The organism is Nocardia sp. NBC_00565 (assembly GCF_036345915.1).
Taxonomy (GTDB): domain Bacteria; phylum Actinomycetota; class Actinomycetes; order Mycobacteriales; family Mycobacteriaceae; genus Nocardia.
Window position 1 is genome coordinate 1,855,082 of the sequence record NZ_CP107785.1, and the last position, 12,407, is coordinate 1,867,488.

11 protein-coding genes and 1 riboswitch are annotated in these 12,407 nt (G+C 66.4%); of the genes, 7 read left to right on the forward strand and 4 right to left on the reverse strand.

Annotated features, from left to right (window positions below):
• Positions 1-4: 4 nt before the first annotated feature.
• From OG874_RS08975 to OG874_RS08990, 4 genes are all read right to left on the reverse strand, one after another.
• The gene (locus OG874_RS08975) at positions 5-652 is read right to left on the reverse strand and encodes a phosphatase PAP2 family protein (protein WP_330254653.1); all 648 of its coding nucleotides are present in this window, start codon (positions 650-652) and stop codon (positions 5-7) included.
• Positions 653-661: 9 nt separating this feature from the next.
• Complete coding sequence (locus OG874_RS08980) at positions 662-1,564, reverse strand: nuclease-related domain-containing protein (RefSeq protein WP_330254654.1); 903 nt, start codon at positions 1,562-1,564, stop codon at positions 662-664.
• Positions 1,565-1,654: 90 nt separating this feature from the next.
• The gene (locus OG874_RS08985) at positions 1,655-3,046 is read right to left on the reverse strand and encodes a DUF2252 domain-containing protein (protein ID WP_330254655.1); all 1,392 of its coding nucleotides are present in this window, start codon (positions 3,044-3,046) and stop codon (positions 1,655-1,657) included.
• A gap of 52 nt (positions 3,047-3,098) precedes the next feature.
• Positions 3,099-4,793 carry a GMC family oxidoreductase gene (locus OG874_RS08990; protein ID WP_330254656.1) on the reverse strand — a complete coding sequence of 565 codons (1,695 nt, stop codon included), beginning with the start codon at positions 4,791-4,793 and terminating at the stop codon, positions 3,099-3,101.
• Between the two features lie 248 nt (positions 4,794-5,041).
• Between OG874_RS08990 and OG874_RS08995 the strand changes: the two genes are divergently transcribed.
• The 7 genes from OG874_RS08995 (at position 5,042) to gcvP (ending at position 12,384) form a co-directional block, all read left to right on the forward strand.
• On the forward strand, positions 5,042-5,626 hold the full coding sequence (locus tag OG874_RS08995; RefSeq protein ID WP_330257229.1) for a CDP-alcohol phosphatidyltransferase family protein: 585 nt from the start codon (positions 5,042-5,044) through the stop codon (positions 5,624-5,626).
• Positions 5,627-5,745: 119 nt separating this feature from the next.
• Entirely contained in the window at positions 5,746-6,144 is a 399-nt protein-coding gene (gene gcvH / locus OG874_RS09000; protein WP_330254657.1) for a glycine cleavage system protein GcvH, read from the forward strand.
• Positions 6,145-6,314: 170 nt separating this feature from the next.
• Positions 6,315-6,800 carry an oxoglutarate dehydrogenase inhibitor Odhl gene (odhI, locus tag OG874_RS09005; protein WP_330254658.1) on the forward strand — a complete coding sequence of 162 codons (486 nt, stop codon included), beginning with the start codon at positions 6,315-6,317 and terminating at the stop codon, positions 6,798-6,800.
• A 72-nt stretch (positions 6,801-6,872) separates the two neighbouring features.
• Positions 6,873-7,709, forward strand: coding sequence for a transcriptional regulator FtsR (ftsR, locus tag OG874_RS09010; protein ID WP_330254659.1), 837 nt, complete (start codon positions 6,873-6,875; stop codon positions 7,707-7,709).
• 171 nt (positions 7,710-7,880) lie between these two features.
• Positions 7,881-8,354: a bifunctional nuclease family protein gene (locus OG874_RS09015; RefSeq protein ID WP_330254660.1), complete on the forward strand. Its 474-nt coding sequence runs from the start codon at positions 7,881-7,883 to the stop codon at positions 8,352-8,354.
• Positions 8,355-8,549: 195 nt separating this feature from the next.
• Entirely contained in the window at positions 8,550-9,149 is a 600-nt protein-coding gene (locus OG874_RS09020) for a MerR family transcriptional regulator (RefSeq protein ID WP_330254661.1), read from the forward strand.
• Positions 9,150-9,294: 145 nt separating this feature from the next.
• Positions 9,295-9,396: riboswitch (glycine riboswitch) on the forward strand.
• A 171-nt stretch (positions 9,397-9,567) separates the two neighbouring features.
• Complete coding sequence (gene gcvP, locus OG874_RS09025; RefSeq protein WP_330254662.1) at positions 9,568-12,384, forward strand: aminomethyl-transferring glycine dehydrogenase; 2,817 nt, start codon at positions 9,568-9,570, stop codon at positions 12,382-12,384.
• Positions 12,385-12,407 lie beyond the last annotated feature (23 nt).

Sequence of the window (12,407 nt, forward strand, 5' to 3'; positions counted from 1 at the left end):
CCGATCAACCCGAGTGGACTCGGGCGGTGCGCTGCGTCGGCTCGAGTAAGTGTCCGGTGAGTCGGCAGAGCGCGGTGACCATCGCGATCGCCGCGGCCGCGCCGCCGAGAATGTCGGTGGGCAGATGATAGCCGAGTCCGATCATGCCGATCGCGGCGCAGAGCAGGGCGGCGATAGCGAGCGCGGCCGTGCGCACCCGCGCCCGGGGCGAGTCGGTCAGCAGTACGAACGCGGTGGCGATCGCGACCAGGTGCACGGTATGCCCGCTCGGATACGCGAGATAGTCGTGCAGCGGCCGGTCCCAGAGCGGTTTCAGCACCCAGCTGTTGATCCCGACCGCGACCTCCGGAGTCACCACCATGGCCACGGCGCGCCGCCACCACCCCCGATAGCCGAACCAGGCTGCGGCCGCGAACAATAGCGGGATCAGGATGTAGCCGTTGCTAGGAATCACCAGGGCCCGATATACCCCGGGATGGCCGTCAGCGGCCGAGTGGATCGGGTCCGCCAGCGCACCATCCACACCGGTCGGACCGCCGCTATGCGGAAAAGTCAGCGGTAGCAGGACGGCAATGAGCGCGCCGGAGATGACCACGCACAGCGCGATGACGTCGGCCCGGTACCGGCCGAGCAGCTCCCGTAGTGCGATCACGGATTGATATCACAGGGGCCCGTAGGTCAGCACCGCGGTGATGACGAACCAGATTGCCCAGGCGAAGGCGATGAGCATGCCGGTCGCCAGTGCGATGCGCATGAACGCGCGACCGAGATCCATATCACCCGGCACCCGCGGATAGAGCTTCCACGGGCTGTACCAGGGCGCCTCGATGACCAGGGCCGGTGCGTGCGCTTCCTTTTCGGCCGCCGCCAACTCCTCGGCGTAGGCCTCCGCCTGTGCTTGTTGCGGGCCGCCGTGCCACAGCGTGATGTCGATGGGGCCGAGAAAGCCCTCGTTGATCAGATCCTGCGGTGCGGGCAGAGCGGGCAGAATGCCCAGGCTGCGGAACGCCACCGCCACATCATTGGCCGTCCAGAGGTGGATGTTCTGCTCGGAGTCGGCCAGCGTCTCGAAGTAGTGCCGCAGCCGGTCGGGGTCGTTGCCGAGGATCACATCGAAACTCGGATCGCTCCACTCCTGCTTGACCGACAGCTCGGCGCCGCGCAGCGGGACGATCAGCGCGACACCGTGCACCGCGCGCTGGCCGAGACCGCGCGCGGCCAGCCAGTTCTGCAGCGCCAGGGTGTGTTCGCGGGATTTGTCCAGCGGGGTGCGGCGGTCACGGCCCTCCGTGGCCATGGGCGCACCGGAGATCGCCCATGGTCCGCTGAGCGGCACCTCCAGCACACCGTCCTGGCGCGTGACCAGCGCCTCGGCCTCGATCACCACACAGCTGGTCGGGGTCCAGACCACGGCGTCGAACTGGTGCAGCCGATCGTTGTGGAACAGACTGCAATTCACCGTGGCGACACCGTGCGGGCTGGCCGGATCCTTCCAGGTGCGCAGCCAGTCGATCAGCGCCCGCTCGGCATTGGTGCCTGCCGGGTTCTGCACTCGCACGAGCATTCGCGACCGCCCTTCACGTCGTCACTCGATGGTGGCAAGGATACGGACAACACCGCCCGGTTGGCCGCGCCTGCGACCAGATCCGGCGTGTCACTGTGGATGTTCGACGGCGATCTTCCCGGTGCGTACCGCGTCGACCAATTCGGCGTGGTCGGCCTCGGTCTGATCGGCGTAGCGGACCGCGAAGCGTGCGACGGCAGCTTCGAAAGCCTCGTCACCGTCGAGATACCCGGCGATCAGGCGGGGATCCAGTGACCGCGAATGCGCGCGGGCCAGCAGCGCACCGGCGAGTCGCCCGTAATCGTCGAGGTCATTCGAAGACAGCTCCGCGGGGTCGATACTGCCTTTCATATTGCGGAATTGGCGCACCGTGAACGGCAGCTCGCCATTGTCGAAACGCAGTGTGGTCCACCCGAGCAGGATATCGGTTTCGGACTGAACCAGCCTGGCGCCTTGCACGATTCGTTCGCCCTCGTGTCGCGGCGACGGTGCGTCCAGAAACGGTGACAGGGCCGACGGGTTGGCCTGCTTCAACTGCAGCACCAGCGCCTCGCCCGCATTGCCGTGCAGCAGCGCCACATAACTGTGCAGTCCGACGCTGCCGGTGCCGACGATACGAAAGGCGATGTCGGACACCGCGAATCGGGTGAGCAGGTTGCGCCGGGACGCACGCAGGGTGTCGCCGTAGCGCTCGAGCCCATCGATGACCTGCTCGGCCACCACGGTGTCGACCGGCGTGAGAATCGGTGGGTCACTGACGAATCGGTGCTTGCTGATGCCGGTTTCGTGATCCTCGAGATGTTCGGTCCACTTCTCGACCACCTTCGCGCTGGTGTTCTTACGCGCCTTCTTCGCGGCCTTCTTGAAGTCGTCGAGCAGATCGTCGGCTCGCGCCCGGCTGAGGATCGACTCGTCCGGCAGCGCGCTCCACGATTCCATGAACGGTTGCTCGGCGAGGTGGTCGATGGCGAGGCGGTAGAAGCGCGCCGCGTCCCGGGCCGCGGTCGCGCAATCGTCTTCGGCCGCACCGCCTTCGCGGCCCGCCAGCACCAGACTGGCCGCGAGCCGCTCCAGATCCCACTCCCACGGGCCGACGATGGTTTCGTCGAAATCATTGATGTCCATGATGATTTCGCCGCGTGGCGTGCCGTACAGGCCGAAATTCGCGGCGTGTGCGTCACCGCAGATCTGCGCGGGCAGACCGCTGTCCGGGCTGCCCGCGAGATCGGCGGCCATCAGCCCGGCTGCGCCCCGATAGAAGGTGAACGGCGAGGCGACCATCCGGCCCACCCGCAGCGGCACCAGATGCGGCAACCGGCCCATATTGCTCGCGTCCACGAACTCGAGCACACCCGGCCGCTTCGACCAGGTGGCCGCCCGGTCCCGCGCGGTTACCGGCACCCGCTGCCGCAACGCGCGACCACGGGCACGGACCTCCTCGGCCGGCACATAACTACGAAGATCGACACCACTCGTTGACACAACGGTCCAGATTAGTGTGCCGCGCAGACCGGTGCCGACTACCCGTTCGCCGTCAGGTTGCCGGGATGGCCGGATCGACCGGCGCGATCGGCAGCCGCAACGCGCCGGAGGCGGCTGCGGGCACGGTCGGATGCTTCGGCGCGACGGGGGAGATCCGGCGGTACGCCGAGCCCAGCTCCGGCCGCGGATCGGCCTCGTTCTTGTTGGGCCAGAACGCCATCGCGCGCTCGGCCTGCGCGGTGATGGTCAGCGACGGATTCACCCCGAGGTTCGCCGTGACCGCCGAACCGTCCGCGACATGCAGCCCGGGATATCCGAACACCCGCTGATACGGGTCGACCACACCGGATTCCGGCCCCTCGCCGATCACACAGCCGCCGATGTAGTGCGCGGTGGCCGGGATGTTCAGCACATCCATGATCAGGCCATGGGTGTCGCCGCGCACCTTGGCGCCGAACCGGCGGCCGATATCGTGCGCCAGCGGAATCCAGGTCGGATTCGGTTCGCCGGTGCCCTGTTTTGTCTTCAGCTGCCCACGCTTGCGGTAGGAGGTCAGCGAATTGTCCAGCGACTGCATCACCAGCAGGATCACCGACTTCTCCGAGGCGTGGTGCGCGTTGAGGCTGCGCAGGAATACCAACGGGTGCACCACGATTGCCAGCAGGAAGCGCAGGAACCGGAACGCGCCGCCGTCCACGATCGGCACCGACATCGGGAACAGCGCGTTCTGGCCCTTGCCGTAATGGCATACCTCGATGTGGGTATCGGCCTCCGGATGGATCGATGAGGTGATCGCGATGCCTTCGGCGAAATCGCGGCGCGAGCGGCTCACCACATTGAGGATCGCCTCGGAATTGCTGCGAGTCAGTTCACCCAGGCGCGGTGAAAGATTCGGCAGCACGGCCTCATCGCGCATCTTGTGCAGCAACTTCTGGGTGCCGAGCGCGGCGCCGGCGAACACCACCTGCTCGGCGGTAAAGGTCTTGCGCTGCTTGCGAATCCAGCGATCCGAGCGCTCGGTCTCGACCGCGTAGCCGCCGCTGGACAGGGGCCGCACTTCGGTTGCGGTGGTCAGTGGATGCACCTCGGCCCCGGCCCGCTCGGCCAGGTACAGGTAGTTCGTGGTGGTGGTGTTCTTCGCGTTGTTCGGGCAGCCGGTGAAACATTGCGCGCAATGCACACAGCCGCGCCGGCGCGGGCCTGCGCCGCCGAAATACGGGTCGTCGACCTCGGCGCCCGGATCATCCTCGTTGAAGAACACACCGACGTTGGTCGGGTGGAAGGTGCTGCCGACGCCCAGATCGTCGGCGATCTCCTTGATCACCGCGTCGGCCGGTGTCATCCGCGGATTGGGCGCCACCCCGAGCATGCGCTGGGCCTGGTCGTAGTAGGGCGCGAGTTCGGCCTTCCAATCGGTGATGTGGGCCCACTGCCTGTCGGTGTAGAAGTTCGGCAACGGCTCGTAGAGGGTGTTGCCGTAGATGAGCGAGCCACCGCCGACGCCGGCGCCGGAGAAGACCGCGCACTTGCCGAGCACGCTGATCCGCTGCGGTCCGGTCAGACCCAGCCGCGGCGCCCAGATCGACTTACGCACATTCCAATTCGTCTTCGGAATGTCCTCGGCGTCCCAGCGACGGCCCGCCTCCAGCACGCCGACCCGATAGCCCTTCTCGGTGAGGCGCAGCGCGCTGACGCTGCCGCCGAATCCGGAACCGATCACTACCACGTCGTAGTCGAATGCGGGCATGGCTTCCCTCTCTGAACCGTGCGGCAGTCTGTTCGCCAACCATGTGAGATGGTTTCACACTCATTCTGTCACCGCGGGGTTGCGGGCACGCGAAAGTATCCGTAACTGGCGTGCCCGGATGGCGTGAACCGGGGTCGGTGGGGTATGCACGGGCTGTGACAACCGAATCGGGGAAGACGGAACCAGGCGAACGCGCCGACTCCGGCACGGGCGCGCAGGGCACCGCGGGCGACCCGGCCGGGGGCGGCATCTTCGCCGACCGCATCCTCACCGTGCCGAATGTCTTGAGCGTGCTGCGACTAGCGGGCGTTCCGCTGTTCGTATGGTTGCTGCTGGTGGTGCGGGCCGACGGCTGGGCATTCGCGCTGCTGGTGGCCAGCGGCGTCACCGACTTCCTGGACGGCAAGCTGGCCCGGTTGCTCGACCAGTCCTCGCGGCTCGGCGCGCTGCTCGACCCGTTCGTGGATCGGCTCTACCTGGTGACCACGCTGGTGACCTTCGTGATCCGCGGGCTGATCCCGTGGTGGGTCGCGGTGATCCTGATCGGCCGCGACGCGATCCTGACCGTGACTCTTTCGGTGTACAAACGTCGCGAACTGGACCCGCCGGAGGTGATCTACCTCGGCAAAGCGGCCACCTTCGCACTCATGTCCGCGCTACCGTGGCTGCTCGCCGGTCAGATGGATTGGGCGCTGGCAGGTTTCGGCCGTGCCTTCGGCGGGGCATTCCTGGTCTGGGGCACGGCGGTGTATGTGTGGACCGGCGTGCTCTACATATGGAAAGCTTTCGCCGTCGCGCGAGCGATACCGGCTGTGCCACACCGCAGTGAGTAGCGATTAGAGTTGGCTCGTACACCCGTAGCGACTGCTTGCCGGTCGCTCGAAACGATCATCAACATGGACTGCTTGTAGGTCGCTCGAAGACGATCGGCGGCGACTGGAAAGGACGGCCTGTGACCCAGATCCCCGAGGATCTGCGCTACACCGAGGAGCACGAGTGGGTGCAGCGGATGGGCCCGACCCGGGTTCGGGTGGGCATCACCGACTACGCCCAGTCTCAACTCGGTGACGTTGTGTTCGTACAGCTGCCCGATGTGGACAAGGATGTGGCCGCCGCGGACAGCATCGCCGAGGTGGAGTCGACCAAGAGCGTCTCCGACATCTACGCCCCGCTCGCCGCGAAAATCGTTGCGGTGAACGAGGATCTGACGTCGACGCCGGAAACGTTGAATACCGATCCCTACGGTGCCGGGTGGATCTTCGAGCTCGAGTTGAGCGACGAGGCCGGCGCGGATGCGGCACTCGGTGAACTGCTGGATGCCGCAGGTTATCAAGGAGTTATCGGGGGCTGACCAAGCCTTCCCGGTTCTACCTGCACGGGTACGCCCTGGCAGGGTACGGTCAATGCCAACAGATGTGCCGGTGCTCGAAAGCCGGTGTTCTAGCGCCAGGATCCCCAGGTCGTGGCGGTAAAGGCATCACCTGCTTGCATGGATAATCAGGTTCGAGGAGGAGAGAAACGGTGAGCGAGAACAAAGACCCGGGTTACGGGGAGACCGCGGCCGAGACGACGTCGGTCTTCCGCGCGGATTTCCTGAACGAGGTCGACGCGTCGCGCTCCGCTGAGGCGACCGGCGAACAGCCGGTCCAAGGGGTCGAGGGTCTGCCTGTTGGTGCTGCCCTCTTGGTCGTCAAGCGCGGCCCGAACGCGGGCTCGCGGTTCCTGCTCGATCAGCCGACCACGTCGGCGGGGCGCCATCCCGACAGTGACATCTTTCTCGATGACGTCACCGTCAGCCGTCGGCACGCCGAATTCCGGCAGGACGACGATTCCTTCCAGGTGGTCGATGTGGGCAGCCTCAACGGCACCTACGTCAACCGGGAGCCGGTGGACTCCTCGGAGCTGCAGAACGGTGACGAGGTACAGATCGGCAAGTTCCGCCTCGTGTTCCTCACCGGACCGCGGGCCCAGGTGAACGAGCCGTCGGCGGGTGCGGGCAGCCTGTGACATCACCGGCACGGGTACCCGTGCCGGCCGTGTTGTCAGGAAAGACTGCTGTGTCATGAAAGACTCGATGCTATGACGGGCGCGGCGCAGTGGGCTCGTGGAGGTATGTCGATCGGCTCCGTGCTGGACCTGCTGCGACCGGACTTCCCGGATGTCACCATCTCGAAGATCCGGTTCCTCGAAGCCGAAGGGCTGATCAGACCCGAGCGCACACCGTCGGGTTATCGCAGGTTCTCGATCGCGGACTGTGAACGGCTCAGGTTCGTCCTGACCGCACAGCGCGATCAGTACTTGCCGCTGAAGGTGATCAAGGAACAACTCGAAGCGATCGACAGCGGTGCGGCGACGCTCGGTGTGCGGGAAGCCCGCGCCCGGGCGCACTCCGGCCGCAATGGTGGCGCGGAGGCCGGGCACGCGGTGCCCGACTCCGAGCACACCGCAACACCTTCGGCGTCCAACACCGCGCACGCCGTGCTGCCGCGCAAACTCGGCGTCGTGCCCGGTGAGATCTCGCCCGACGAGCTGCGATTCGATCACGAAATCCGGCTCACCCGGGCGGATCTGCTGGCCCAGGCCGAGATCGACGAGAGGTTTCTCGCCGATCTGGTCCGGGCCAATCTGATCACCCCCGGGGCTGCGGGCTTCTTCGACGCGGACGCGGTGACATTGGCCAGGACCGCCAAGGCGATGGCCGAATTCGGGTTGGAGGCACGGCATTTGCGCGCCTTCAAACTGGCGGCGGACCGCGAGGCCGCGTTGGTCGCGCAGATCGCCGCCCCGATCGCCAAGAGTCGCGACGCCGGTGCCAGGGCGCGTGCCGAGGAGACGGTGCGCGAACTCGCGGCGTTGTCGCTGACCCTGCACACCTGTCTGGTGAAGGCATCGGTCCGGTCCTCGCTCGGCGGCTGAGATTTCCGCCGGGTTCCTTCGAGGTTTCGCTTTGCGTTCCAGACGGACAACACGCGGATTTCGGCTGTGCACACGGAATGCTGCACGCCTCGAGGTTCGCTTAGACTCGTGGTACGGCGAGCTCTGCAGCGGTCATGCCGGGCGGCCGGCGATTCATTGGGAGGCAGTGCGATGAGTGAGATGCGCGTAATCGGCATTCGTGTCGAGCAGCCACAGAACCAACCCGTGCTGCTGCTCCGCGAGGCCTCGGGGGACAGGTACCTGCCGATCTGGATCGGGCAGGCCGAGGCGACCGCGATCGTGCTCGAACAGGAGGGGGTGACCCCGATCCGTCCGCTGACCCACGATCTGATCAAGATCTTGATCACCGATCTCGGGCACACCCTCAAGGAAGTGCGGATCGTCGATCTGCAGGAGGGCACCTTCTACGCGGATCTGGTTTTCGAGAACGATGTGCGGATCTCGGCGCGGCCATCGGATTCGGTAGCGATCGCCTTGCGGGTCGGTTGCCCGATCTATGCCGAGGAGCCGGTGCTGGAGGAGGCCGGGCTGGTCATGCCGGATGAGCGCGAGGACGAAGTGGAGAAGTTCAAGGAGTTCCTCGAGTCCGTCTCGCCCGACGACTTCAAGGCCACCGATAGCTGACTTGACCGGCTGTTCGACCGTTTTCGGTCGGGTGTGCCCATATTTCTGCTGGCCCTCAAGTAGAGGTCGAGACTCCTACCGCGCGTCGCGTTTGGTCCGACGATGCCGCTCCCGGGAGAATCATGGGGAGTAATCTCGATAGTTGGGCCACGTCCGTTATGGCCGGTCGTTGGTCGTTACGGAGCCGGGTCATCGATGAGGCTAGGCGTCGGCGAAGCAAGGGAGTGGTCAGTGGCAGAGCAATCGCAGGATGTGGTACAGCCAGGCCTGTTCCCGGACGACTCGGTACCTGATGATCTAGTCGGCTACCGCGTGCCCAGCGCATGCCAGGTGGCCGGGATCACCTACCGGCAGCTCGACTACTGGGCGCGGACCGGACTGGTCGTGCCCTCCATCCGGGGCGCCGCGGGCTCGGGTAGCCAGCGGCTGTATTCGTTCAAGGACATTCTGGTCCTGAAGATCGTGAAGCGACTATTGGACGCCGGGATCTCGCTACAGAACATCCGGATAGCCGTGGACCATCTGCGCAGCCGCGGCGTACAGGATCTGGCGGGCATCACGCTGTTCTCCGACGGTACCTCGGTCTACGAGTGCACCTCGCCCGAGGAGGTAGTCGATTTACTGCAGGGTGGGCAGGGCGTCTTCGGGATCGCGGTCAGCGGCGCCATGCGGGAACTGACCGGAGCCATCGCCAACTTCCCGGCCGAGCGGGCCGTCAGCGGCAGCGCCAGTGAACGGCCCGAGGACGAACTGTCCTTCCGTCGCAAGGCGCGGATGAATCGGAAGACCGGCTAGAGATCAGGATGTCGAGTGCCCGTCGCTGCTGCGGCGGGCACGGCGCTTTTACCCCACAGCTCGGCCCGGAGTGACGAGGGCGACACGGTCGGGCAGGGTCCAGTGGCGTCATTCGTTGCGCGCGCGGCATAAACTGACCATGCGTCGCCGCCGTGCGGGAGAGTCCCGGCCTTCACAAGAGGTCCGGGCGCCGAAGGAGCAGCACCTCCCCGTCAATCTCTCAGGCAGCAAGGACCGTACGGGCTTCGACGTCTCTGGAAAGTGGTGACAACCGCGCAGCGCGGTGGTCACCCGCCCATGGGGAAAGGGGCCCGGCCGGTGTGGTCGTTGGTCCTGAATCTCTCAGGCTCCACGACAGAGGGGGAGGGCTGGTACCCGTCGACCGCCGTTGGTCGACCCGCCCGACCTTGGAGCTGCCGTGACTCGATCATTCGCCGACCGCCACATCGGACCCGACCGGGACGAACTCGCCCGGATCCTGGACGTTGTCGGCGTCGGCTCGCTGGACGAGCTCGCCACCGCGGCGCTGCCCGCCAGCATTCTGGACGGCTCCGGCCTCGATGTGCTGCCGCCGGCCGCGACCGAGCACGAGGTGCTCGCCGAGCTGGCCGAACTCGCGCATGCCAATACGGTCGCCGCCTCGATGATCGGGCTCGGCTACTACGACACATTGACCCCGCCCGTGCTGGTGCGCAGCCTGCTGGAGAATCCGGCCTGGTACACCGCCTACACGCCGTATCAGCCCGAGATCAGCCAGGGCCGTCTCGAGGCACTGCTCAACTTCCAGACCATGGTGTCGGATCTGACCGGGATGGCGGTGGCCAACGCGTCCATGCTGGACGAGGCCACCGCCGCCGCCGAGGCGATGACGCTGCTGCGCCGCGCGGGCAAGTCCAAGTCCGCTCGCCTGCTCATCGACGACGACCTTTTCCCGCAGACCAAGACGGTGCTGTACACCCGGGCCGAGCCGCTCGGTATCGAGATCGTCTCGGCGGATCTGTCCGGCGGCGAGCTGCCCGAGGGCGAGTTCTTCGGTGTGCTGATGCAGGTTCCGGGTGCGTCGGGTCGCCTGGTCGACTGGCAGCCGGTGATCGAGGCGGCGCACGAGCGTGGCGCGCTGGTCGCGGTCGGCGCGGATCTGCTCGCGCTGACGCTGATCACGCCGCCGGGGGAGCAGGGTGCGGATGTATGTTTCGGCACCACTCAGCGTTTCGGGGTGCCGATGGGCTTCGGTGGTCCGCACGCCGGATATCTGTCGGTGCATTCGAAGCATGCGCGCCAGCTGCCGGGCCGGTTGGTGGGGGTGTCGGTGGACGCCGACAGCAACCGCGCGTACCGGCTCGCACTCCAGACCCGCGAGCAGCACATCCGCCGGGAGAAGGCGACGTCGAATATCTGTACGGCACAGGTGCTCTTGGCGATCGTCGCCGCGATGTACGCCAGCTACCACGGCGCCGACGGGTTGAAGGCCATCGCGCGACGGGTGCACGGGCACGCGCAGTGGCTGGCCGCCGGGCTCGGCGACGCGGTGGTGCACCAGGCGTTCTTCGACACAGTGCTCGTACATGTGCCGGCCGACGCGGAAGCCATTGTGGCCAAGGCCAAGGGGCGGGGGATCAACCTGCGGCTGGTCGACGCCGACCATATCGGCATCGCCTGCGACGAGGCGACGACCGACGCGCATGTGGTGGCCGTGCTCGATTGCTTCGGTGCGGAGATCCCGGTCGGATCCGAGGGCGCGCTTTTCCATGGCAAGCCGCGGCCGCACATCGAGAACCGCGGCTCCGCATTCCTGACCGCGCCCGCATTCACCAACTATCACACCGAAACCGCGATGCTGCGCTATCTGCGCAGGCTCTCCGATAAAGATATCGCGTTGGACCGCAGCATGATTCCGCTCGGCTCCTGCACCATGAAGCTCAATGCCACCGCCGAAATGGAGGCGATCACCTGGCCTGGTTTCGCCCGGATGCACCCGTACGCGCCCGTCGAGGACGCGCCCGGTCTGCTGCGGGTGATCTCGGATCTGGAGAACTGGCTCTCGGCTATCACCGGGTACGACTCGGTGAGCCTGCAGCCGAACGCGGGCAGCCAGGGTGAGTACGCCGGACTGCTGGCGATCCGGCGCTACCACTTGGATCGTGGTGATACGCACCGGGATACGTGTCTCATCCCATCCAGCGCGCACGGCACCAATGCCGCCTCGGCCACCATGGCCGGGCTGCGCGTGGAGGTCGTGAAATGCCGTGCGAACGGTGATGTCGACCTCGACGACCTGCGTGCCAAGATCGCCGATCATGCCGACCGGCTGGCCTGCATCATGATCACCTATCCGTCCACGCACGGCGTGTACGAGCACGAGGTTGCCGAGCTGTGCGCACTGGTGCACGACGCGGGCGGTCAGGTGTACGTCGACGGCGCGAACCTCAATGCCCTTGTCGGCCTTGCCCGCCCGGGGCGGTTCGGTGGTGACGTCAGTCACCTGAACCTGCACAAGACCTTCTGCATCCCGCACGGCGGCGGTGGTCCCGGCGTCGGCCCGGTGGCCGTGCGCTCCCACCTGGCGCGGTATCTGCCCGGCGACCCGCTCGAGCTGGGCTCGCACGCGGTCTCGGCGGCGAACTACGGTTCGGCCTCGATCCTGCCGATCACCTGGGCCTATATCCGGATGATGGGTGCGGACGGCCTGCGCAAGGCCACGCTGACGGCGATCGCCTCGGCCAACTACATCGCCCGCCGCTTGCACGAGCACTTCCCGGTGCTCTACACCGGCGAGAACTCGATGGTCGCGCACGAGTGCATTCTGGACCTGCGCGAGATCACCAAACAGACCGGCGTCACCGTCGACGATGTGGCGAAACGCTTGGCGGACTACGGATTCCACGCGCCGACCATGAGCTTCCCGGTCGCAGGCACGCTGATGGTGGAGCCCACCGAGAGCGAAAATCTCGCCGAGCTCGACGAATTCATTCTCGCGATGATCGCGATCCGCAAGGAGATCGATCAGGTCGGGGCGGGTGTGTGGCCGATGGCGGACAACCCGCTGCGCGGTGCGCCGCATACCGCGGCCTGCCTGGTCGGGGAGTGGGATCACCCGTACAGCCGCGAGATCGCGGTCTACCCGCAGGGTCTGGATCCGTCGCGGGGCAAGGTGTGGCCGGCGGTGCGGCGCATCGATGGCGCCTACGGCGACCGCAACCTGGTGTGCTCCTGCCCGCCGCTGGACGCGTACTGACGGCTGCCGAGCCGCACCTCGAC

What these genes read in the sequence shown, in the direction of transcription:
- OG874_RS09015 (WP_330254660.1), top strand. Translation starts at nt 7,881, where the DNA reads ATGAGTGAGATGCGCGTAATCGGCATTCGTGTCGAGCAGCCACAGAAC.
- OG874_RS09020 (WP_330254661.1), top strand. Translation starts at nt 8,550, where the DNA reads ATGAGGCTAGGCGTCGGCGAAGCAAGGGAGTGGTCAGTGGCAGAGCAA.
- ftsR (WP_330254659.1), top strand. Translation starts at nt 6,873, where the DNA reads ATGACGGGCGCGGCGCAGTGGGCTCGTGGAGGTATGTCGATCGGCTCC.
- OG874_RS08980 (WP_330254654.1), bottom strand. Translation starts at nt 1,564, where the DNA reads ATGCTCGTGCGAGTGCAGAACCCGGCAGGCACCAATGCCGAGCGGGCG.
- OG874_RS08990 (WP_330254656.1), bottom strand. Translation starts at nt 4,793, where the DNA reads ATGCCCGCATTCGACTACGACGTGGTAGTGATCGGTTCCGGATTCGGC.